The organism is Paenibacillus sp. FSL L8-0641 (genome assembly GCF_038006265.1).
In the GTDB taxonomy this organism is placed as follows: domain Bacteria; phylum Bacillota; class Bacilli; order Paenibacillales; family Paenibacillaceae; genus Paenibacillus; species Paenibacillus polymyxa_D.
On the sequence record NZ_JBBOUW010000001.1, the window covers coordinates 1,326,281 to 1,347,898 of the forward strand.

The following is a 21,618-nucleotide window of genomic DNA, read 5'->3' on the forward strand; positions in this document are numbered from 1 at the left end:
TACGAGTAAAGAACGATCCGCACCTGATCAGGTCTTAAATATGAATATATAAACTGAAATATATTAAAAATTAATATAGAAGGAGATTTTGCAAGATGAATGAGAAAGAACAAAACTATAAAACTTTAAAAATCACTGTAAATGGAAAGCCGTTATCAAAGGATCTCGTCGTAGATAGTACTACTTTTGCCCCTATATCTGATATTTGCACAAAAATGAATGTTTCTTTAACAGAAACTACAATCTCATAAGTTTAAGTATAGAAGTAGACTATAAAATAGCCCGGCATACGCCGGGCTATTTTTGCGCGTTCATGTAATTCAAATGGTTTAAAATGTTATTTACCAAACTAGGTCCCCCTTCATAAAGATTCCCATGTATAATTTTCACAATCAAACATACGTTCCCTGACAATATAGTGTCAGATAACACTGTTAATTTAGAGTTACATGTTCTTTTAGGGGGAATTTACCAGTGGTGAAGTCAATGCTCAATGTAACGTACACATGGGACAAAGAGTCTATATCTGCGAATGGGTCCAAACAAGTAAATCTACTGATAGAATGGGGCTATGGAGCTAAACGTAAAAGAAAAGGAAATCTAATACCGAAAGCAGCGGGATGTGACCTTCAACTCCAGTTCATTCCAGAAAACGGGGTAAGTCTATTAAAAGCTGAAGGGGTAAGGCTCGGTTTTAAACGCTCGGAAAACGGAGATAGCATGTTTGTTCACTGTGGTGATGTACGGCGGGGAAAATATAGACAGGCTATTTTGACGTTTTCTATACCGGCTCACTCGTCCGGAAGACATACGATTGGAATGATGGAGTGGAGCTGGCGCAAGCCATCGCAGGAAAAGCGAACGATGATCCGGACAGACCAGCTCTACATCCATTTTACGCATCATCTTGGTCTGCTGAGCATTCCATCCAACCCGAAGGTGGAAAAATACATAAAGCTGAATGAGACGTCCCCTATTGTAAAAAAGGCATTGCGTATGTACGAGAAAGGGGAATATGAGCAAGGGGCGTTCATCCTTACCAGACAAGCAGATGAATTACTTATACGTGCAGCAAGAAGCGATGATATGGACTACCTGCAGGAAGCCGAGTTGCTTCTGGCTATACGTAATAAATGGAGTGGTACTTTTGTATCATTTACAGCGTATAGTTCTAAAGTCTTTTTCAATAAGGCAATATCGCTAGAAGATGTTCATTTTACTGAAAATGATACTTTGAGATAGGCAATTATGCTAGTTTATTTGTGTAATATAGTGAGTCTAATTTACTATCTTTTTGTAAAGGAGAGACTTCCTTGACTGATCGGTTGATACGTTTAATGCGGATTATTACTATTGTTCAGGCAAATCCAGGGATATTGGCAAGAGAGCTTGCCGAACGTTGTGAAACATCAGAACGTACCATATACCGAGATATGGAGGCGCTAAGCGCTATGCATATACCGATTGCGAATATGGGGCATGGCAAGGGGTACATTTTTATTAGCAATTTCGCTTTGTATCCTCTGAATTGGACGGAAGAAGAGGCAGAGGCTTTTACTAAGCTGGGAGAGATTATGGAAACGGTAAAGCCTCTTTTACCGCCAGCTTTTGAAAGTGCTTATGAGAAAGTGATGGCCTCTAGTCAGAAAAAAAAGATGGAACAGACGAGCTTCGCGCAGGAAATGAAAAATATTGTCCGGCTCGGCTCGACACTTGATCGGGAAAACCAGCCCTATCTGCTCAGGCTGATTGTTTTAGCGAGTCTTACGCAGCAGACCATTGAAGCGGAATACAGTTCGCCTCAAAATGAAGATGTTTCACTCGTTCAGGTGGATCCTTATTGTTTGGTTCCGCAGGATCGGCGATTCTATATGCTTGGTTTTTGTCACAAGCAATCCGCGATGAGAACCTTTCGGATCAGCCGATTTCGGAACATGAGAATTTTGCCGTATACGTTTCAAAAAAATACAACTGAAATGGAAATGTTTTTTAAAGGGACCTGGTCGGTGACCAAAGGAAATCAGAATATCCGGTTTGTGGTACGTTTTTCTGCCGAGTCTGTATATCGGGTCAAAGAAGAGGAACTGTTCATCAAGCCTTTTCTTAAGGATTTGCCGGATGGAAGTTTGTTGTTTGAGGTGACGGTCAATCATGACCGTGAATTTTTGGATTGGCTCACTTCCTATGGAGCTGAGGCCGAGATCCTGGAGCCTTTACGGTACCGCAAACGAATGCAAGAAATGCTGCGGACCTGGGGGGCATTCTATTTCGATAAAAAGGCAGGAAATTAAGAATAACAGGGGGAGATCCCCCGGAACGGGCCGGGGAGCTATCCGCTTAACGGTCCTTAAACAGGTTGGCGAGATTGCCAAAAGGACTGTACTGTTCCTGCTCTTCTTCAGGTGAGGAGTAGACGAGCTTCGATCCACGGCTTTCCTCATCGTCAGCAGCATTATGAACTAATGTAATACGATCAAAATGGTACATGAAAACCTGAGCGGTGTTCACGGCATCATCCAGTGCCCGGTGTTGTTGACCGTCAAAGTCAATGTTGCACAATTCCAGCGCCTGAGACAGGCTCAACTGACGGTACTTTCCATTGGAACCAAGCAGACGGGAAATCTGCTTCTGTATATCATTTGTATTATGAATCCATCCGAGATCTACATGATGGGTACGACAATGGGATACCAGCTTCTGACGGTCATCCGGGCCCCATGCGCATAAATAATAAGGGGAATCCGTACCGAGCCAGGCTATGAACTCCTTCACAGCTTCAGGAAATAGGGGAGCGGCATCAATGTCTCGTTGAGTAATACCCGTGAACTGAACGGTATCAGTAGAGAGTACAGGTCGATTCGAGGGTCTTACAAAACTGTGAAACGTATCCGCAACGTATAGGCCATCGTCTCCCTGAACAACTTTGACGGCACCGATATCAATGATTTCGGAGGAATATCTGGCGTTACGACTAACGGTAAATTCAAGATCGTAAATAATGTATTGCATTTCTGGACTCCTTCCACACATATAACTGATCCCGATGGATATCGGGACGAATGTTCTTGCCCGAGTGACTCTTCTCCATCATACCTCTCGGTTCACAACTTGTCAGCGGTTAAAAGGTTTGCTTTTAAAAAAAATATGCGATGTCCAAATGAGCTTGGACTATCGCATATCTATAAACGCCTGACCTACGGCAGCATCCGAAACCACTAGGATTCCGGACGCTGCTTTTGCTAGCTATTGAATTAGGCCGGGAGGTCTAACTTTTGCCCTGGATAAATGCGGTGAGGATTCTTCAACTTATTCAACTGCTGAAGATGTTGCCAGGTGGTACCATGTTTGCGGGAAATGTCATACAGCGTATCCCCGGATTTCACAACATATACATGGCTATTTGTAACTTGTGCAGAATTCGATGTCTGCTGTGGCTTGGCTGTTTGAGACTTTACCGGTGCCGGTTTTGCGGGTGCTGGTTTCGCAGCCGGTGTAGAGACGGGTTGCGGCTTTTCCTGCACAGGTGCAGGTGTTGCGGTTGAAGCAGATGGCGCAGCTTGTGTGGCAGGGACAGACATTTTACCATCAGCTTTGGCTTCTTGAATGCGACCGTCCGCTTGCACTTGCAGGCTAGCTGAGCCCACCTTTTGCATATAGCGGATTAACGCCTCATCAAGCGAGCCGAACATACCTGCTTGTGGATATTTAGCGAACATCGTATATTGGTCACCACCTACGGCAGTAAAATCATTGGTGGCCAGTGTGTATGTTGCCTCAGGATCAAGTGGCTTTCCGCCGATCAGAATGGAATGAACACGGCTGCCTTTGGCTGCTGATGTGTCTATTTTGAACGTGATACCTGATACCTGTGGGAAACCTCCGCTTGGCTCTGGATAGGAGGCTGTACCATTTTCCAGTGCGGCCTGAATGTCAGAGCCCTTCACTTTCAGGGTAACGATCTGGTTGCCGAAGGGCAGCACAGTGATGATGTCTCCCTTGGTTACTGTCCCTGTCTTGATGGAAGCCCGGATGCCGCCACCATTCGTTAAAGCTACGTCTGCCCCCGAAATGTCACGCATAGCATCGGTGAGCAGGTCACCGAGATTGGTTTCACTTGCACGTACCTTTTCGCGTGCTCCTTCCAGATCCACACTCGTTTGCGTTACAACCTCTTTAAGAATAGGTTCCTGGTCCTTCTGAATGGAGGCGATCAATGCAGCAATTTCAGCGTTGGGCTGAACGTCCACTGCTTGAGTCGAATCAATCAGCTTGGCTTGCTTTTGCGTAACCTTACCGCCGTCGACCCATAAGTCCACAACACCCAAATACTTGGTGTATTCACCTGCGCTAGCGATCAATGTATCATTGTCACTAACCAAGCCTTTTTCCAGTACAGTATGGCTGTGTCCATCGATGAAAATATCAATGCCAGGCACTTCCTTAACAACTTTGAGGCTGGTGTCCTTACTAGACGCATCCTGCCCCAGGTGACCAAGAACAACAACGACATCTACTTTGCTGCGGATTTCATCAACAGCCGCTTTGGCCTCAGCCGCAGGATCGGTGAATTGAATACCCTCAACATTTTTGGGATTCGTCTTATATGCTGTTTCTGGCGTAGTCAGACCGATAATACCGATTTTAACGCCATCCACTTCTTTAATAACATAGGGTTTGAACAAACGTGTTCCGTCTGTTTGTTTAATATTGGCGCTGAGCACAGGGAACTGAATTTCCTTACTTAGCTCGACAAGATGCTTCCAACCATAATTAAACTCGTGGTTACCCGGAACCATAGCATCATAGCGCAGCTTGTTAATCACTTTCACGATACTCTCACCGTTAACCAAAGTAGCGAAAGTCGTTCCGTGAACGGTATCCCCGTCATCTAGCAGCAGTGTATTGGGATTAGAAGCCCGGTACTGATCAATGATGCCCGCCAGCTTGGCGAATCCCATTTCCTTGTCATTCGCCACCACGTGGGCATGGGTATCGTTCGTATGTAGGATGGTGATGTGTTTACCGCTGACTGGAGTCGTTGCCGTTCCCGTTGTTCCCACATGGGTTGCTGGGTCTGCTGCTGCTGTACCGAGACACCCAAGTAAAAGCGCGACAGTCGTCAGGATCGACGAGAGTTTTTTCCATGAGTTCATGTTGTTCCTTCAACCTCCCATAAAATGAATGAATTAGAGAAACCGCTTACGACCACATTTTATCAGATGATTGTAAAAATAACTTCTATTTTATATCAAAGCATTAAAATTTTTTGATATATCGGTTGTTAAATCCATCGTCTAGTTACCTATATTATAGAGGAAGTAATCAACAGCAGCTCATAGAATAGGAACTAATGTTCTGATTTATGGTGAAAAAAAAGGGCAGTCTCTTTGGGCAGCCCGATCCGGGGTAAATAGTGATCCAACGTTTCGTCAGCTAGTGGCGGTTTTCCTTCACTCAGCAAAAGCACGGCAAACCGATTGGCCTGCTGTTCAAATTTTCCTGGGGAAAAGTAGGAATGCTCCTCCATAAAAAAGCGGCTGATGCCTTTATGCAGTCGGTCATGTCCCAATTCATGCGCACAGACGAACCGTTCCCATTCGGGTGTGAGACCATTGTGGATAACGATAAATCTTCTACGTAGCTTGTGGTAATACAGCCCTTTGGTTGTGGGGCCTAGATCGCAGTATCGGATATGGATACCCAGAGCTTTCGCAATATCGAAGGGGCAGTTGGTACGGTATTTTCGGACAAGTTTGTGAATGAGTTCGTTCATACGCTCACCTGCTATCCCTGATCTTTGCCCGCTTGGGGCTCTTTGGGCTTTTTATGTTTGTTCATCTGTTTGGCTTCCCAGAACAGACCTGTCAGCACGTCCTTGATCCGTTGACGATCTTTTTCATCCAGCGGAATGCCATCGAACATTAATTCGTCGTCTTCCTCCAGCATTTTTTTAAAATCCCGGCGGTCTTTGGAGGTTGCCCATTCCGGTACAGTAGAAGGATCAAGTTCATGTGGACTTTGCTCTATTGAATCATCGTCTCCCCAATATCCGGCGGCCTTCATCATTTCGGTATAGGATACGCTGAGCGCGTCCGCTATTTTGCGGAGAGTGGAGGGTTTGGGAATTCCGCGCAGTCCATTTTCAATGCGGGAAATTTGTGAATTGCTAATACCTGCGGCGTCTGCCAATTGGTTGATGCTCAAGTGTTTGTGCTCGCGCTGCTGTTTTAAGTAAGTTCCGAATGCTGGCTGTTCCACAATGGGGGCTCCTTTCTGCAAGAGAATCATAGATATTGCTTTTATTATACCATTAGGTAAATAGTAAAAGCACGTAATATGCCAAAAGGCATAGGAAAATAAAGCGAATATCCTGTTTTTGGAGCTATACTGCTTTTTTTGAGGATGGATACCTATCCTAAATAATGTTATGTTATACTCAAGATACGAACAAAAGGGGAACACAATGTAAACATGAGCGTTTTCTATTTGAGGATTTGCAAAATCTTCATTTAAAAATACATCATTGTCAAAAGGCATATAAGGAGTGTTGCTTTACATGAGAAATAACTTACCCGAATTGGACCGTCGCAAAACGCAGAATGCATTGGAGGGTGTGTTTGAGAAATACCGAATTTATAAAACGATTACCTTTATGGATCGGGAGAGCTTTATTACGGCTGGCTATACGGATCGCCCGAGCGGCCCAACAAATGTGACAAGCGATCCAACGGCCCGGACAGCCGTATATAATGTAGATGCTCCTGCCGCCCGCTTGGCCTACTGCGAAATGGTGGATGCCGTAGTGAGCCGCTTGAATGAACGCGAACAGCTGCTTATCCGTGAACGTTATTTAAAGGATGACGATGTGTTCGATTACAAGGTTTACAATTATGTGTTAGACCCGCCAGTCAGCAAGGATACGTATACGAAGCTTCGCACGCGTGCTTTTTACAAAATGGCGCTTGCACTGGCGGACCAAGGCGTTTTAAATTTGGCAGGCTTGCAGAAGGGCGCGGATCGAAAATTGGGTTGATGTAATAATTATCCACTTGTTCTCATTTCTATTTTAAAATGGTTTCCTAAAAGGCTTTGATTTCCTGTAATAACAGGGGTCAAGGTCTTTTTTTACGATACGAACATGTGTTCTCAAAAAACCTCCCAACATCATCCCTATCCTCTGCTTTTATCGTCCATTTCCCCGGCAACGCATTCGTTATTAGGGTGTAAGATTATATCATCGGGAATCAAGACAAGAGGACATACCGAAGACACACACAGTCAAACGTTAGCCGGCCATTAGGGCCGGTTTTTTCATGCGGTGATCGTCTCTGTCGGTTCCCGGGAATTCGTTGAATAGAAAGGAGGAGTCGTGTTGCCTAAGCAAGGAATGCTGCAATGCATGAGTATGGAGCTGCGCCGGATGAGAACACGGAAGTGGAAAAAAGCCTGGCTGAATAGCCACAACATGCGAACGCAGGGTACGCAAAGGTGGCATGCCGCAGAATGAGACAAGCCTTTAAGCAAAAGCTCATTGAAATTATTCCAGCGCTGCAAGGGCGTGTATACGATGTTCAGCCACCGTCGCAGACGGCAGAGGAGCCGTATGCTGTTATGGCGCTGGGCGAGGAAATCTGGAAGTCTTCCTGGGCCGGCTATCGGCAGGTTGTCCGCATCATGCTGTACGCAGGACAAGCCGGACTGGCGCAGGCTGACGTATGGGCGAATGCCCTGATTGCCGGGCTGCACCGGGAACCCGTGACAGGTGCAGGTGAGGATACATCGACTTTTACCGCGCACTATTTGGGCGTGCGGGATGCAGAAAAGCTGGACACCGTTACGGGCAAGGCCTATAGAACGCTTCGTTTTGGCGTGTATGTGCCTGAGACGGAAGGTGGTTTGGCCGTTCCAGCAAGCGGTGCTACACAGCCGGAAGAGTGGCTGGCCGCGCTGGTCCGCTGGACGCAGAAGCAACTGGGTGAAACGTGGTCGGTATACGCCGACGCATGGCCCGCACAGCCGGGGCGGCAAGCGGTACTATGGCGGATGAGCGGCTGCGAAACTAGGATGGCGGGAGCCTCCATGTATGAGCTGCGCAAACGGTTCATCGGGCATATTACCGCCCCGGACACCACCGAGGAAAACCGCGCAGCTTTCGCACTGATCGAGGGCTTTGCCGCTCAAATCCAGCTTCCTCTGGATCAGGACAAGGGCCGTTATATGTCTACAGCTGAAGCTTCAGCCGATTTGCAGGCAGATGCCATTTTAGATGGTCAGCTTCGGCTGATGTTAGTACAGCGGCGTATGCGTCCGGCTGAGGAAGCGGCGTTGATTCGCAGAGTGGAAATTCATCCTATTTTGAAATGAGGTGGTCCGAGTGACCTTGGAAAACCATGAGAAGGCCCCGGTATATGCCGGGCAAGAAGCAAGTGGCCCTCGCTATACGCTGGAGGAGCTAAAAGAGCACGCAGAACCATTGTTTTCCGTGAAAGAAGAAGTGCTGGCAGGCGCCTTTTTTGGCACACAGGACAAGCTGTTTACGGTAGCAGAAGCACACACTAAAATCGAACAATTTATGAAAGCGAAGGTGGACTAATTATGGCAGGCGGAACATGGGAAAACACGAATAAACCGGTATTGCCGGGTTTGTATATGAATTTTCAGGCAGCAGCAGCTTCAGCGATTCAAGGTGGGTCGCGTGGTACGGTCGTTGTGCCCGTTAAGGCGAATTGGGGCCCTGTACGTGAGTTTGTAGAGATCGGCAGTGAAACGGCAATCAGCCAAATCTTTTCGGGTGACAGTCTGGACGGTGCGACCGCGTATTCGACGCTGTATCTGGCTTTGCTGGGCGGTCCGAAAAAGCTCTTAGCCTACCGTTTGGCAGATGATACAGCTGCTGAAGCATCTGTGACGCTGAAAAGCGGCGGTGCGACCCCGGCGGATGTGCTGCGTCTGAAGGCTTTGTACACAGGTAGCCGCGGTAATGGTTTTGCTGTAACTGTACAGCCAACTTTGGGTGATGAGCAAGCTCGTGAGGTGCGCCTCTATGAAGGAACCAAGCTGCTCGGCACGTACAAAGGCAGTGACGGTACGGCTGCCTCTATCGCCAAGGCGATGAACGAGAACAGCGAAAATGTATGGGTGAAGGCCGAAGTTGTCGGCGACGGCGGCATTCCGGTGGATGTCAGCGGCGTACACCTCACTGGCGGCAACAGCGGCAATAGCAAGCTGGTTAATGCCGATTACATCGCGATGCAGGAGGCACTTGAAGGGCAGGAATTTAATGTCTTGGCTCTGGATTATGCAGCTGATCTGGCATTGCTGCAAAGCTTCGCTGCCTGGATCAAGCGTGTCCGGGGCGAAGGTAAAGGCGTAATCGCTGTATTCGGCGGTTCTGCGGCAGATGATGTGTCCAAAACGGCTGTTAGCTTGGCCTCTGCACGTTCCCTGGCGCTGAACCATGAAGGCATCGTGAACGTCGGTACAGGCGTACGTCTGGCAGGTACGGACTACAGTTCCGCTCAAACGGCTGCTTATGTAGCTGGACTGATTGCAGGCCAACGTCTGAATCAATCGGCAACATATGCGGTTACGCCTTTTGAGGACGTGACCCGCCGCTGGACACGCTCTGAGCAGGAGCAGGCTGTTCGTAATGGTGTCTTCCTGCTGTTCTTCGACGGCCGTCAGGTCAAAGCGCTGCGTGGGATCAACAGCTTGGTGAACCCGTCTGCCGGACAAAACAACGCATGGAAGAAAATCCGTTCCATCCGCGTTATGGACGCTATTAACGCTGACTTGCAGCGTGCAGCTGAAGAGACTTACATTGGCAAAATCAACAATACGGTGGAAGGCCGTCTGGCACTTATCGGTGCAATCAAAGAATACCTGGCACAGCTGTCGCTGAGCAATGTCATCGAAGCAGATGGCTACGATGTCATTCTCGACCCGGCTTACTACGGCGATGCGCCAGTCATCAAACCGGAACCAGACCAAGTGTTCCTGCAATGGAACGTGAAGCTCACCGACGTGATGGAGCAGTTGTTCGGCACATTTTACGTGCAATAAATAAGCATTTTACGTGTATAAGCATTTCGCAGGCAATCGGCTGAAATGAAGTAGCTTGTTAACAACGAGAATTTTATGAAATCCCGAACTATATTATGGATTATTTTGAGGAGGAAAAAGAAATGTTGGATGCTTCAAGAGTTATTTTAGGTACGTTTGGTCAGGCATATATTGATGGGGTATGGCAGACACATATTAACAAGCTGGAAGCTAGCGTGGAAATTGATAAAAGAGAACTGAATTTGGTTGGTAATACTTGGAAGGTGCATAAAAATGGAGCTAAAAAAGGCACTGGAACGATGAGTGGTTACAAAGTAACTTCCGATATGATTCGTCGCGGTTTTGAAAAATTCGATATTATTTCCAAGCTAGACGATCCTGAATCTTTTGGACATGAACGCGTTCGTTTGATTCGCTGCATGCCAGATAAGATTCAGTTGGCTAACTGGACTGCGGGAGAAGAAGTGCCAGAAGAAACTACTTTCACCTTTGAAGGCTATGAACTGCTTGATCCTATCGTTGCTGAATAATTTATTGGTTATGGTGGGCCTGGAGTAATCCGGGCCCAATTTTCAAAAATTTATTAGGGGGATTTAATATGAGTTTGCCTGAAAATATGTCAGAGGAACAAATTTTGGATAGTCTTTTTGAAGCTGCAGATAAATTACCAGAGGAAACTGTTCGGATTCAGCGCCTGGATATGCTTCTCACACTTCGTGGTTTGACATCCAACAAAGTAGATAGCATCCGTGAACGGTGCACAATTCGTAAAACGGTTAAAGGCCGTGTGGATGAAAAAGTAGATACAGAAACATTCAATGCACTGCTTATCTCGGAAGCTACGGCTGGTCTAGAAGTAAAAGGTCTGCAAATTAACGGATGGGGTGATCCACGAATTACTAGCCGACTTAAATTGTCTGGTGGTGAACAGGCTGTGCGTCGAATGCTTCTGGCAGGTGAACTGGATGCAGTAGGGGATAAGGTGCTGGAACTGTCCGGCTTCGGTGTGGAAATTGATGATCTAAAAAACTGATTCGCTCCGGCGGAATGACATCGGTGCTGTATCATCTGTGGATACGGCATCATCTCCGTCCCGGAGAGTTTTGGGCCTTAAACAGAGGTGAAAAATCCATGTTAATTGCATTTGCTGAAGAGGAACTAGACGCATTATCCAAGCAAATACAGCAATGATAGATACGTAAGGAGGTGAGTAAATGGCAGGATCAAGTAACTATAGAGTTAATATTGTTACAGATGTAGAGGATTTGATAATTACAAACCGGGAACTTAAAGCAACAAGTCGCTATATTGAGCAGATACAACGGCTTTCTGATCGCCTAGGACGTGCCCGTTATCAGAGCTTGATTAAGCTGAATACGGAACTTAAGTATATGCATAGGCATCTTGGGAATATTTACAGCCTAGCTGTTCGTCTTAGCCGGCTACGCATTAGGCCAAAAGTCTTTCTGATTGATAAGGCGACTCCAGTCCTCGAAGCGCTTATCAGAAAGCTAAAAAGTCTTAAGGATGCCTATATTGTTGCACGTGCAAAAACGGGCATTGATCAAGACGATACAAATAAGAAGAAAGCTAAGGGTGGCAACCGGGGAAATAATTTAAATGTTTCAAATATTGTGAACAAGTCTATCAGTGTTACTGCAAATTTAGAAATAAAGGATCCTAAATTTGACTTTAACTTTAATTATGATATCAAGGTAAAACCACCTAGATTGAATATTAGAGTCGCAGCTCCAAAATATGCGCCTAAGATCAACGTAAAAACAGGTCCTATTCGAGTTTCTCCAAAAATTAAGGTGATCTGTAATTGTTGTTGCTGTGGGAAAAAAGGAAAAAGTAAAAGAAGCATTGCTGAACAAGATGGACCTGATGGTAAAAACAAAAAGAAAAATAAGAACAACAAAAAAAGCCCTGGCAAAAAACGAGGACTTCCTAAGCTGTGGGAAAAAGCAAAACGTTTATTTAACCCAAAACCTAGCTCTAAGCCGGGAGTCCCAGGAGGACGGCCAACTCCGCATGGAGGTAAGGGGAAGTTTGGAAAGATATTTGATTTCGGTAAAAAAATACTTGGTGAAAATCCAGGAAATATGCTTAAAAAGATAGGTAAGGGAGCAATGAAGGGGGGCAAGAAGCTGCTTGGCCCAATTAGCATAGTATTAGATATTGTAGACATTGCTACAGCGTCGCCGGAAGAACGTCCGGCTGCTATTACATCAGCGCTTTTAGGAAGTGGCTTTATTACTGCTGGGGCAGCTATTGGTACAGCGATTGCTCCAGGTATAGGTACTGTAATTGGTGGTCTTATTGGTGCAATTGTAGGCGCTGTAGTAGATAGTTTAGCAGGTGAATGGTTAGCTCAAAAGTTCTCTGAAATGAGTGATTGGGCCGGAGAAAAAGCTACTTCTGCAATGGACTGGGTTGGAGAAAAAGCTATTGGTGCAAAGGATTGGATTGGCGAGAAAGCAAGTGTTGCAAAGGATTGGGTTGGTGAAAAAGCTTCCCAAGCTACAGATTGGATGAGTAATAAAGCATCTGATGTCAGTAATTGGTTTTCTAGTCAAACAGAAAGTTTGAAAAGTGACTTCTCTAATTTGTTTGGTTATTCAAATGAACCTGAAAAATCACAACCTGTTGTTTCTGTAAATAAGGCCTCGCAATCTTATAATCCCGCTTCAACTGCACCGGGAGCGTCATTAGCTCTGTCAAGATTCCCTTCGGTTGATCCGGGGCTTCCATTACCATCTTTTATTCAGGATGCCCAAAACCGTTCCAAGGTGATTCAGGGTATGGGGCCAGGTGGTTCACAAATTCCTACGGCGAAAGGAGGAAAACCAGCTCCACAGCTCGTGCAAATAACGGATGAACAAATGAGTAGCCTTTCAGGCTTTCTCAAGGATTTCAAGACAGAAACGAACAACCAAATCAGTGTAACGTTGCCTCCTGGAGCAGTACAGGTAACGGTTCAAGAAGATTCTATTGATTTCGACACGATGGCACTTCAAGTAGGACACCGGATTGTAAATGAGGTACGACAGGCAATTATTAATAGAGGTGGAGGGGACAATAGTTCCCTTAAAAAGGATAAAGCTGTACTAGTCTAACGTAAATCTATCACAGCAGAAAGGAGGGAGGCTATGGGTATAGACTTTTTTCTGATTAATGGTCAAAGCGTGTTTCAATTCCCAGTTAATCCCGAAGAGGTGAATATTTCACGGCAAAAAGGGTATGAAACAGTTACGATGCTTACACATGGGGAATTTGATTTTCCACAAGGAGAAAAGGTGAAAGAAATCACCTTTTCTTCTTTTTTTCCCAAGGTGTACGATGCATCCTATTGTCGTTATAAAAATATCCCAGATCCTAACGAAGCGATGAACAGGTTAAATGCAATGTTAAAAGCAGAGAAGCCGTACCAATTTATTATTACGAATACACTAATTAATGTTCCTGTTTTTATCATTGCTCATAATACGACCTTTCGTGGAGGCGAGGCAGGAGATATATATTTTGAAATTACTTTGCGTACATGGAGGGAACCTAAAATAGTGTTGCGAAAAGGGAATTCTCCTCAAAAAGTAAACTCTAGTAACCTTCCACGCACGAATCTTAAAACTAAATCTAAGACGTACACTGTCAAAACTGGGGATTCGCTTTCTAAAATTGCAAAGTTGGAGTTGGGGGACAGTTCCAAATGGAAAAGTATATATCAAGTGAATTCAAAGATCATAGGCAACAATCCGAATAGGATTAAAGCGGGTCAAAAGCTGGTGATGCCATGAGTTACCAAGTAATACTTCAAGATCGATATGATCTTACCTCCCTAGTTGAGAAAATAACTTTAAAAGATGCTCTTAATCAAATTGCATATCAGGCCAGCATACGTGTAGCTGCTTCAAATGTTATGCCCACGATTACTCCGGGAATGTCTATTCGTGTCAGTGGAATTCCATTTGGAAAAAATGTAAAGGTACCACTTCTCCACCCTGCTGTTGTATGGGAAGTAGAGAGCTCTAACAGCGGTACAAAACGTTTCTCTCTGGTGGTATATGATCGGACGATTTATCTGGATAAATCCGAGGATGAATATTTATTTCCCAAAGGACAGACAGCTACGCAGCGGTTGCGTAAATACGCGAAGGATTGGGAGTTTCAGATCACCTCAATACCTGATACGAAAGTGCGATTAGGAAAAGGTATTTATCGTGCCCAGACCCTATATTCCATGATGCTTGCTGATTTGAAAGAGACAGCAAAATTGGGCGGAGATTTGTACCAGTTACGCATGACAAGTGCTGGATTGGAGCTATTTAAAATCGGTAGCAATCCTTCCCCCTATGTGTTAGACCGATTTATTGATCTTACGCAGTTGCGGACACTTGAGGGAGCCGTAACTAAGGTCAAAGTAATGACAGCTAATGAGAACGTAGGAAGCGGACAAGAGGTACCGTCTAAGGTGCTGGCTGTAGCAGAAGGGGATACTAAAGCGCTAGGTACTTTGCAAAAACTGGTGGAAGATGATCAAGTGAAAGCAGCTGGCGGAGCCAGTAAGCTTGCTAAAAGTCATCTAACTGGAATCCAGGAAACTTTTACAGTTAATTTACCAGATATTAATACCATACGTGCCGGTGAAGCTGTGATGTTACAAGGATTAAAGCTGATTGTTACTTCAGTCAGTCGGGATTTGGGGAGCCCGGGGAATATGACTTTAGAGCTCGCTTCCTTCGATATGGTTAAAAGGAGGTATTTTCTTGAGTAAAGATCCCTATGGTGCATTTGTAAGTGTAATGCAGTCGTCTATGGCGGGACACACTCGGCAAGCGTTGAGTGGAGTAGGCGCGGTACTAGGCACGATCACCTCCACGGGACTCAAGCTGGACGATTTTAAACATGAGCTTCAGGATTATCTGGTCGCGGAGCTGCCGGGACTGCTATCTGTACCACGCCATATGTACAAAGGTACCTCAACCGCAGTGGAATCAGAAAATTGGGAAGGTAAAGAGCTGAAAACTTCCTTTTATATCGGGGAAGACGAGCTGGAGGATGTGAATCTCAGTTTGAACGAAGGACTCAAGCCTGGAGATCGTGTACTGGCGGTTCGGGTGAATAGCGGCAATGATGTGGTGGTCGTGTGCAAGGTGGTGAGTGGACGTGGCTAATTTATTTCCCGAAACAGATGATATGATCTGGACAGACAGGGATATGACCGACCCGGATATACTGGAGGATAACCGTGCAGTATTTGGGCGAAGCTGGAGGTTTGATTTTGAAGCCGGCGAGTTTGTTATGAGCCCTAGTCGTAAAATCGTGACTACAGGGGAGAAAGAAGCGTGGGTACAGTGGTGTGAAAAAGCGATTCGCACTCCTCGCTACCGGCATGTGATCTATTCACCTGACTATGGGAGTGAGCTGGAGGAGCTCATTGGCAGCAGCTATGGGCACGGTGTGCAGGAAAGTGAAATTAAACGCATGGTCACAGAGGTGCTACTAGCAGATGCACGTACGGCTAGTGTGGATCAGTTCACGTTTCGCTGGGAAGGCGAGGCGTGCCATTTTAGCTGCCAGATTACGAACGTGCGGGATGAAACGGAAATTGTGGAAAGTGTGGTGATCTAATGGCAGACTTGCCGGAATATTTGGTAGACCAGACGGAAGAGGAAATTTTAAATCGAATGCTGGAAAAAGTGCCTTCGGATATTGATAAGTCCGAGGGCTCTTTTATTTGGGATGCGCAGGCGCCGGTGGCATTCATGCTCTCGGAAGCGGCGATCTGGGCGCAGGAGCTGCTGCGTCGGGGCTTTGCCAGCACAGCAGCCAGCGACAACCCGGATTTTCGTTCGCCGGAGCTGGATTTGCGGACAGCAGAGCATGGGGTGACACGGCGAGAAGCGGTTGCGGCCTCAGGTATGGTTACGTTCACGGGCACAGCGGGAACGACTGTCCCGGCGGGAACCTTGGTGGCGACCCCGGCAGATGATGTATCCGGGGAAGCTTCTATTGAGTATGCGACCACGGCTTCGGTCACGCTGGATGAACAAGGTGCCGGGGAAGCGGCTATTCGGGCGGTCAACCCCGGGCGCAGCGGTAATGTACCTGCGGGCGTCATCCAGGTGATGGCCACTCCGATTAGCGGGGTTGCCTCTGTGATCAATACGGAGCAAACCAAAAGCGGTACAGACGTTGAGAGCGACCAGCTGTTGCTGGAGCGTTTTTATGCCAAGGTGCGGAACCAGGGCACAAGCGGCAACAAGGCGCAGTATACTCAGTGGGCGAATGAGATTGCTGGAGTGGGTGGCGTGGAAGTAGTTCCGCTCTGGAAAGGACCGGGAACAGTGGGGTTATATGTGCTGGATACGGATAAACGCGCAGCCAGCCCAGATATCGTCGCTGCGGTGCAGAAGTACATTGATCCGACGCAGGATGGACAAGGAGAAGGACTGGCGCCAGCGGGCCCTGTGGTGACGATCATGCCAGCAGCAGAAGTGGAGATTAACATCTCAGTCAAGGTACAGCGTACCAAAGAGAAGCCGTCCACACTGGATGAAATCAAAAAGCTGATTGAGAGCGGTGTGCGGACGTATTTGAAGCAGCTTGCTTTTTACAAGGAAGACCCGTTGGTACGGTATACCCGGATTTCTGCTGTGCTGCTGGATATTCCGATTATTATTGATTTCTCTGAACTGAAAATCAATGGACAGAGCAATCAGAATATTGAGATTGGCTCAGGCCAGGTAGCCGTGCTGGGGACGGTGAGCGTCAGTGAGTAACAATGGAACGAACAGTTTTGGCGATTTATTGAATAACCCAGACCAGGGAAAACATGCAAACCGTAGTGGCACTTTTGTTAATCGAGTAACGATAGCGGAAGATACAGTGGGCCAAATGAGCAGCGAGCGAGGACGTGAGCTGCTTTCCTATTCGCCTGCCTATTATGAAACTTCACGTGTGATGCGTTCTGATATGGATGCTAAAGGAAGCGAATTGGACGCCCTGTATCTTGCAATGGATGCAACGGTGGGTCAGTTTTTTGTACGTACCGCCACATGGGGGTTGGAACGCTGGGAAATGGAGCTGGGGATTGAAACCGATCTGGCGAAGCCATTGGACCAACGGCGTGCGGTGGTGGAGTCGAAGCTGCGAGGGGCAGGAACTTTTTCCGGTCGGCTTGTCAAAAATGTAGCAGAGGCGTATGACGGAGGTACGGTAGATGTTATTTTTCACCCTGCCGAATGGGGATTTACGGTCAAATTTATAGATACCATCGGGATTCCACCCAACGTAGATGATCTTAAAGCAGCCATCGAGGAGATCAAGCCCGCCCACATGGCAGTGGAGTACAAACTACGCTACCTGACCATTGCCGAAGTGGAGTCTATGACTCTCTATGAAAATGAACATACAACACAGGATAGATATTTAGGAGGTGGCGCATAACATGGCAAGCGAAAAAACACCGAATCTTGGTTTAAATCAAATTGACCGCACATCGCCCAAAACCACGTATTTTGATTTGGAGAAGTATTTGGACCAAAACTGGCGGGCTGTTGATGAATTTGCTGGTGACGTGAATGATGGTGTGAATGCGATCAAGAAGCGTTTGGATACGACAGAGCGTAAGACGGTAACTCTCGAACCCGGGGTGCAAATTGTTCATGCGGAAAAGGCTGCCCCATTTTCGCTGACGGGGCTGAGCGGGCGTACGTTGGTAAATTTGTTGGGGCGGATGGGGAACTGCGAGACAGTAAGCGAGTGGTCCTCGAATGTAGCTATTGCAATAGACTCTAACAACAAAACCAACGGCAGCAGTTCATTTAAAATTACACTAGGCAGTGTACCAGCAACGGCGTCTGCAAGTTTTTTGACCACGCCTGGTCGAAAATATATCGCAATAGCGGACGTGAAAAGTGGTAATACCAGCAAGGTGGCTATATCAATAAATGGTATTGCCAGTGATGTGGGTAACGAGGTATCTTCTGGCTCTGTTTTTGCTCCGTCTGTTGTACGGTTTACGGCGAAGGAGTATTTTCATATTGTTACGGTTACAGGCACGGGTGTGGCTAGTAATACGTTTAATATGGATAGTGTGCGCGTTTATGAGATTAGTGAGGCAGACTATGCAGTGGCAGCTAGCTACACGCCAGCACAGGCCGCAGCTAAGTATCCATATGTTGATAGTGTAATGCCTGTACGTAATCCTTATGCGATTCGGTACGGGGAAAACCTGTTACCTAACTTTTATGAGTGGACGGTCATCAATTCAGGGATAGTCAATCTGCAAGCTCCTTACAAAGCGAGTGCTTCAACAAGTAGCTATCCTGGTCCATTTCCTTTATCGCCCTTAAAAGTGGTTGTTCCTGTATTGCCGAATACAACATACACAATCTCAAGTGCGGGTGACGGAATACAGTACATTGAACGTCGGGATGAAAACGATTCTGACCCAAGTGGGGAAGTTATGCCAGGTGTAATTGCCGTAGGTTCTAAAACATTCACCACATCGTCACAAACGCGATTCTTATCTGTGCGGCTTAGATACGCTGCTGCGGGTTCATTCACCCATGAAAATCCTATGCTTAACATCGGCAGTACAGCCAAACCATTCAAGCCACGCGAGGATTCCATGCTGGCGCTGCAAACAGACCTATACGCCGATCCAGTAACGGGAGTCAAAGCGGATATAGTTTTCGAACGTGACGGTCAATACTTCAAGTCTAAGAAATGGCAAGGCATGACGCTGGACGGGTCGTTACCTTGGGTTTACTTTGGGTCAGGTGTGGGATATAAGGGTGTTCGTGTTCCTGTTAATAACGGTTTTGTTGACAGTGAGAGGATAACAAAGTTTGACGGTAAGTTGGTCCAGCATGTTTTCCCTTTAACTGGGCCGGATCAATCCCACCTTAGTCCAGAGTCAGGAGTTGTGGGTCTGACTATCTCGGTTGCAGACAGCGGGTGGGCAGACGGATATGAGCCGTCGCAAGATGATGTCAAAGCGTACTTTTTTGGTTACAAAGCCTATGACGCTAACACCATCACTCCTGCAAACGCTCAAGCCATGACTACGGCTACATGGACAGGTACAGGTACTAAGTATTGGGTGCAACGCGTGGGCGAAGCTAATTTCACGCAATCGGTACCCACAACGTCATATACAGGGTACACGCCGTATCAACTTGTATACCAACTTGCAGCGCCTACGGTGGAGCCTATTGTATCCGAGGGGCAACTATCATTTGTCGAGGGCGATAATCAGGTTGAAGTAGGTACGGGGATTGTGCTGCGTGAAGCAGTTGGGCCTAAATTACACACAAACGGGTTCTATTACATTAATGCGAATGCCGTTCCAGGTAGTAATACAGTTAATACACCTAGCCGCATTATCAATATTTTGGCGAATAACAGAAATGATACAAGCAGTTGGGCCAACTACACAAACTCCGGTAGCAACGGGATAACATCCGAGCTAAATCCGAACAAATTTAATGCCGCTGCTTCTTACAGTATCACTTACGTAATGCTTGCACCATCGCCGTTCGTACCATTCATGGGATCGTTTGCCGCAAATGAAAAGACGCTGCTTGCAGACTTGGTGGACAGTGTGCAGCAAAACACAGCGCGTGTGTCGGTACTGGAAAACAAGAAGGCTGACAAAGACAGTCCTGCATGGATATCACCGACGTTGCTTAATGGGTGGGCTACGAGTAGACCCGTAGGAATAATGAAGGACAGTAACGGGTTCGTCCATATCAGGGGGCTAATCGCGAATGGTTTGACAAACGGAGGGTTAGCACTGTTTACTCTGCCGCAAGGTTACAGACCTATCAGTATACAAGGCCCTGTTTCTTATGGCTATGGACCTAGCGGGCCTGTTTTTGTACCGTTTGATATTTTTCCAGATGGAAGAGTTTGTTTTGGTGGTGGAGGGGCAAAAGATAGCACTACGGTGAGCGTTCTTTTCCCGCCATTCATAGCAGAGCAATAAGGAGGTCATACCATGAAATTAGTACCTAAAGTAAATACAGACGGACTCTATCTGGAGGATGAAGTAGTGGACGATGCCTTTTCCGGTGTCGTCCCTTTTTATACTCCATCTTCGCCCACGCTATCTGACATAAACCAGCAGCTAGACACCCATCAGCATACTGACAGTAGCTCTAGTACCATAGATGGAACAAGTTCAGAAAGCATCCCTGCTGGTTATACAGTAGGAATTCCAGTGCCACCCGGTCTATACCATCCTCGTTTTGATATCCAAGGCTGGCTGGCCTATGAAGCGGAATATAGTCAAAAGGTGATAGAAGCACAGGACGCGTATGAGCAGTTGAACAAGGAAGCTCAGACAGTATTTCAGAAGCTGCATGATGAATGGCAAAACAAGCTGGAAAACGAACGCGGGGATGAACCTGTGTATTTTGCTCAGACATTCATGGCTCTAGAACGAAGAGACCCAACGACATTCTGGAGTGAAGGATTGAGTGAGGAAGCAATTAAGGAACTGACACAAAAAGCAGAGCAACAGCCGAGTGAGACAGATCAATTGAAGCAACGTATTGCAGATCTCGAAGTGACACTGACCCAGCTCATGCTTGGTAACGCAGGAAAATAAGGTGTACTGACAATTATTCGTAATAGAAAAATTTATAAAAAGAGGTGAAGTTATAGTTATGGCCGCTTTATCAGAGGCTCAAATGCGTATTTGTGCTCATGCTTGCATCACTCGCTATGAGCGGGGTGAGGGCGATATAGCAACGATCATGGGAAGCTACGCTTTAAATGAAGAACAGCGTGAACAAGTAATGAAGATTATTTTATCCAAGCGTTCTGATCTAATAGCGGGCAACGTAGAAGGATCGTCATCAACCGATGCTTTAAATGAACAGGAAGAAACGGTTAAATGGTATACCTCTATTTTCCGTAAAAAAACAGTATAGAGAACAAAATAAAAATCATTGTTTTTATGCCCTTGGATTAGTCCAAGGGCATTCACTTTACACCTAGGTTCAAAAGGGGGAACAAATATGCATGAAAAGATCGATCAGATTTGGCTGGGGCTTTCCACGGGGACCTTGATCGGTTATTTTTTCGGGGGGTGGACCACAATGTTGACGTTGCTGTGGTGGATGGTCGTGATCGACTTTTTCACCGGATGGGCAGCGGCCTGGATTAATGGGGAGCTAAAAAGCCGCCAGGGGTATTACGGTATTTTTCGCAAGGTTACCGTGTTTTTGCTCATTACGGTAGCTCACCTAATCGACGGTATTCTCGGGGATGCACATTACTTCCGGGATGCCGTCGTTTTCTTTTATTTAGCGAACGAGCTGTTGTCCATTATTGAAAATGTGGGCAGAATGGGAGTGCCGATGCCGGATATTTTACGGAATGCGGTAGCTATTTTTGAGTCCAAGTCGAGTGGAGAAAAAATAAAGTCAACCGACCCTTCCGACAAAGAGAATAAAGTTTCATAAAGTGCCATCAGTGACCACCACCCAAATAGGCTGACTACCTTTTTGCCCTTTTTTCGGTGTAAAAGTGGAAAAGCCCAGA

Annotated in this window: 25 protein-coding genes; 21 read left to right on the forward strand and 4 right to left on the reverse strand. The window is 46.4% G+C overall.

The window, feature by feature from the left end; all coding sequences use genetic code 11:
- Window positions 1–95 precede the first annotated feature (95 nt).
- The 3 genes from MKY16_RS05935 to MKY16_RS05945 all read left to right on the forward strand — a co-directional run bounded on the left by MKY16_RS05935 (window position 96) and on the right by MKY16_RS05945 (window position 2,291).
- Window positions 96–251: a hypothetical protein gene (locus MKY16_RS05935; RefSeq protein ID WP_340954574.1), complete on the forward strand. Its 156-nt coding sequence runs from the start codon at window positions 96–98 to the stop codon at window positions 249–251.
- A gap of 223 nt (window positions 252–474) precedes the next feature.
- The gene (locus tag MKY16_RS05940; RefSeq protein ID WP_029516151.1) at window positions 475–1,242 is read left to right on the forward strand and encodes a hypothetical protein; all 768 of its coding nucleotides are present in this window, start codon (window positions 475–477) and stop codon (window positions 1,240–1,242) included.
- A 71-nt stretch (window positions 1,243–1,313) separates the two neighbouring features.
- A complete protein-coding gene (locus tag MKY16_RS05945) occupies window positions 1,314–2,291 on the forward strand; it encodes a helix-turn-helix transcriptional regulator (protein ID WP_029516152.1) in 978 nt (325 codons plus the stop codon).
- A gap of 46 nt (window positions 2,292–2,337) precedes the next feature.
- On the opposite strand, the gene MKY16_RS05950 is transcribed toward MKY16_RS05945, so the two are convergent.
- The 4 genes from MKY16_RS05950 to MKY16_RS05965 form a co-directional block, all read right to left on the reverse strand.
- Window positions 2,338–3,009, reverse strand: a complete 672-nt coding sequence (locus MKY16_RS05950) for a 3'-5' exonuclease (protein ID WP_029516153.1) — start codon at window positions 3,007–3,009, stop codon at window positions 2,338–2,340.
- A 242-nt stretch (window positions 3,010–3,251) separates the two neighbouring features.
- On the reverse strand, window positions 3,252–5,153 hold the full coding sequence (locus MKY16_RS05955) for a 5'-nucleotidase C-terminal domain-containing protein (RefSeq protein ID WP_340954576.1): 1,902 nt from the start codon (window positions 5,151–5,153) through the stop codon (window positions 3,252–3,254).
- Between the two features lie 194 nt (window positions 5,154–5,347).
- Window positions 5,348–5,773, reverse strand: a complete 426-nt coding sequence (locus MKY16_RS05960; protein WP_340954579.1) for an ImmA/IrrE family metallo-endopeptidase — start codon at window positions 5,771–5,773, stop codon at window positions 5,348–5,350.
- Window positions 5,774–5,784: 11 nt separating this feature from the next.
- Window positions 5,785–6,258 (reverse strand): helix-turn-helix domain-containing protein, encoded by a 474-nt coding sequence (locus MKY16_RS05965; RefSeq protein WP_322251267.1) that lies wholly within the window; start codon window positions 6,256–6,258, stop codon window positions 5,785–5,787.
- A 298-nt stretch (window positions 6,259–6,556) separates the two neighbouring features.
- Between MKY16_RS05965 and MKY16_RS05970 the strand changes: the two genes are divergently transcribed.
- The 18 genes from MKY16_RS05970 to MKY16_RS06055 all read left to right on the forward strand — a co-directional run bounded on the left by MKY16_RS05970 (window position 6,557) and on the right by MKY16_RS06055 (window position 21,539).
- Window positions 6,557–7,033 (forward strand): ArpU family phage packaging/lysis transcriptional regulator, encoded by a 477-nt coding sequence (locus tag MKY16_RS05970; RefSeq protein WP_029516157.1) that lies wholly within the window; start codon window positions 6,557–6,559, stop codon window positions 7,031–7,033.
- 339 nt (window positions 7,034–7,372) lie between these two features.
- Window positions 7,373–7,507 (forward strand): hypothetical protein, encoded by a 135-nt coding sequence (locus MKY16_RS05975; protein ID WP_256026078.1) that lies wholly within the window; start codon window positions 7,373–7,375, stop codon window positions 7,505–7,507.
- A complete protein-coding gene (locus MKY16_RS05980; protein ID WP_069011549.1) occupies window positions 7,504–8,364 on the forward strand; it encodes a hypothetical protein in 861 nt (286 codons plus the stop codon). Before MKY16_RS05975 ends, MKY16_RS05980 begins: the two co-directional genes overlap by 4 nt.
- Window positions 8,365–8,374: 10 nt before the next feature.
- On the forward strand, window positions 8,375–8,593 hold the full coding sequence (locus MKY16_RS05985) for a hypothetical protein (protein WP_069011550.1): 219 nt from the start codon (window positions 8,375–8,377) through the stop codon (window positions 8,591–8,593).
- A gap of 2 nt (window positions 8,594–8,595) precedes the next feature.
- Window positions 8,596–10,062, forward strand: a complete 1,467-nt coding sequence (locus MKY16_RS05990) for a phage tail sheath family protein (RefSeq protein WP_029516160.1) — start codon at window positions 8,596–8,598, stop codon at window positions 10,060–10,062.
- Window positions 10,063–10,184: 122 nt separating this feature from the next.
- Window positions 10,185–10,592: a phage tail tube protein gene (locus MKY16_RS05995; RefSeq protein ID WP_025678602.1), complete on the forward strand. Its 408-nt coding sequence runs from the start codon at window positions 10,185–10,187 to the stop codon at window positions 10,590–10,592.
- A 68-nt stretch (window positions 10,593–10,660) separates the two neighbouring features.
- The gene (locus MKY16_RS06000; RefSeq protein WP_090736430.1) at window positions 10,661–11,095 is read left to right on the forward strand and encodes a phage tail assembly chaperone; all 435 of its coding nucleotides are present in this window, start codon (window positions 10,661–10,663) and stop codon (window positions 11,093–11,095) included.
- A 181-nt stretch (window positions 11,096–11,276) separates the two neighbouring features.
- Complete coding sequence (locus MKY16_RS06005; protein ID WP_340931560.1) at window positions 11,277–13,181, forward strand: hypothetical protein; 1,905 nt, start codon at window positions 11,277–11,279, stop codon at window positions 13,179–13,181.
- Window positions 13,182–13,220: 39 nt separating this feature from the next.
- Window positions 13,221–13,859: a LysM peptidoglycan-binding domain-containing protein gene (locus MKY16_RS06010; protein ID WP_254329439.1), complete on the forward strand. Its 639-nt coding sequence runs from the start codon at window positions 13,221–13,223 to the stop codon at window positions 13,857–13,859.
- Complete coding sequence (locus MKY16_RS06015) at window positions 13,856–14,836, forward strand: XkdQ/YqbQ family protein (RefSeq protein WP_340931561.1); 981 nt, start codon at window positions 13,856–13,858, stop codon at window positions 14,834–14,836. The genes MKY16_RS06010 and MKY16_RS06015 overlap by 4 nt, the downstream gene beginning before the upstream one ends.
- Window positions 14,829–15,236 carry a hypothetical protein gene (locus tag MKY16_RS06020; RefSeq protein ID WP_165176500.1) on the forward strand — a complete coding sequence of 136 codons (408 nt, stop codon included), beginning with the start codon at window positions 14,829–14,831 and terminating at the stop codon, window positions 15,234–15,236. The genes MKY16_RS06015 and MKY16_RS06020 overlap by 8 nt, the downstream gene beginning before the upstream one ends.
- A complete protein-coding gene (locus MKY16_RS06025) occupies window positions 15,229–15,693 on the forward strand; it encodes a DUF2634 domain-containing protein (protein ID WP_340931565.1) in 465 nt (154 codons plus the stop codon). Before MKY16_RS06020 ends, MKY16_RS06025 begins: the two co-directional genes overlap by 8 nt.
- Window positions 15,693–16,844, forward strand: coding sequence for a baseplate J/gp47 family protein (locus MKY16_RS06030; RefSeq protein ID WP_029516166.1), 1,152 nt, complete (start codon window positions 15,693–15,695; stop codon window positions 16,842–16,844). The genes MKY16_RS06025 and MKY16_RS06030 overlap by 1 nt, the downstream gene beginning before the upstream one ends.
- On the forward strand, window positions 16,837–17,511 hold the full coding sequence (locus tag MKY16_RS06035; protein WP_340954591.1) for a YmfQ family protein: 675 nt from the start codon (window positions 16,837–16,839) through the stop codon (window positions 17,509–17,511). The genes MKY16_RS06030 and MKY16_RS06035 overlap by 8 nt, the downstream gene beginning before the upstream one ends.
- A 1-nt stretch (window position 17,512) precedes the next feature.
- Window positions 17,513–20,056 (forward strand): hypothetical protein, encoded by a 2,544-nt coding sequence (locus MKY16_RS06040; RefSeq protein WP_340954592.1) that lies wholly within the window; start codon window positions 17,513–17,515, stop codon window positions 20,054–20,056.
- A 12-nt stretch (window positions 20,057–20,068) separates the two neighbouring features.
- Window positions 20,069–20,680 carry a hypothetical protein gene (locus MKY16_RS06045; protein ID WP_340954595.1) on the forward strand — a complete coding sequence of 204 codons (612 nt, stop codon included), beginning with the start codon at window positions 20,069–20,071 and terminating at the stop codon, window positions 20,678–20,680.
- 58 nt (window positions 20,681–20,738) lie between these two features.
- Window positions 20,739–21,005, forward strand: a complete 267-nt coding sequence (locus MKY16_RS06050; protein WP_340954597.1) for a hypothetical protein — start codon at window positions 20,739–20,741, stop codon at window positions 21,003–21,005.
- A gap of 87 nt (window positions 21,006–21,092) precedes the next feature.
- Window positions 21,093–21,539: a phage holin family protein gene (locus tag MKY16_RS06055; RefSeq protein WP_039269501.1), complete on the forward strand. Its 447-nt coding sequence runs from the start codon at window positions 21,093–21,095 to the stop codon at window positions 21,537–21,539.
- Window positions 21,540–21,618 lie beyond the last annotated feature (79 nt).

Bases quoted from the DNA above. Each gene is read 5' to 3' on its own strand.
- MKY16_RS05955 (WP_340954576.1), bottom strand. From the start codon at position 5,153: ATGAACTCATGGAAAAAACTCTCGTCGATCCTGACGACTGTCGCGCTT.
- MKY16_RS06055 (WP_039269501.1), top strand. From the start codon at position 21,093: ATGCATGAAAAGATCGATCAGATTTGGCTGGGGCTTTCCACGGGGACC.
- MKY16_RS06045 (WP_340954595.1), top strand. From the start codon at position 20,069: ATGAAATTAGTACCTAAAGTAAATACAGACGGACTCTATCTGGAGGAT.
- MKY16_RS05960 (WP_340954579.1), bottom strand. From the start codon at position 5,773: ATGAACGAACTCATTCACAAACTTGTCCGAAAATACCGTACCAACTGC.
- MKY16_RS06050 (WP_340954597.1), top strand. From the start codon at position 20,739: ATGGCCGCTTTATCAGAGGCTCAAATGCGTATTTGTGCTCATGCTTGC.
- MKY16_RS06005 (WP_340931560.1), top strand. From the start codon at position 11,277: ATGGCAGGATCAAGTAACTATAGAGTTAATATTGTTACAGATGTAGAG.
- MKY16_RS05990 (WP_029516160.1), top strand. From the start codon at position 8,596: ATGGCAGGCGGAACATGGGAAAACACGAATAAACCGGTATTGCCGGGT.
- MKY16_RS06030 (WP_029516166.1), top strand. From the start codon at position 15,693: ATGGCAGACTTGCCGGAATATTTGGTAGACCAGACGGAAGAGGAAATT.
- MKY16_RS06000 (WP_090736430.1), top strand. From the start codon at position 10,661: ATGAGTTTGCCTGAAAATATGTCAGAGGAACAAATTTTGGATAGTCTT.
- MKY16_RS05950 (WP_029516153.1), bottom strand. From the start codon at position 3,009: ATGCAATACATTATTTACGATCTTGAATTTACCGTTAGTCGTAACGCC.
- MKY16_RS05935 (WP_340954574.1), top strand. From the start codon at position 96: ATGAATGAGAAAGAACAAAACTATAAAACTTTAAAAATCACTGTAAAT.
- MKY16_RS05995 (WP_025678602.1), top strand. From the start codon at position 10,185: ATGTTGGATGCTTCAAGAGTTATTTTAGGTACGTTTGGTCAGGCATAT.
- MKY16_RS05980 (WP_069011549.1), top strand. From the start codon at position 7,504: ATGAGACAAGCCTTTAAGCAAAAGCTCATTGAAATTATTCCAGCGCTG.
- MKY16_RS05970 (WP_029516157.1), top strand. From the start codon at position 6,557: ATGAGAAATAACTTACCCGAATTGGACCGTCGCAAAACGCAGAATGCA.
- MKY16_RS06040 (WP_340954592.1), top strand. From the start codon at position 17,513: ATGGCAAGCGAAAAAACACCGAATCTTGGTTTAAATCAAATTGACCGC.
- MKY16_RS06015 (WP_340931561.1), top strand. From the start codon at position 13,856: ATGAGTTACCAAGTAATACTTCAAGATCGATATGATCTTACCTCCCTA.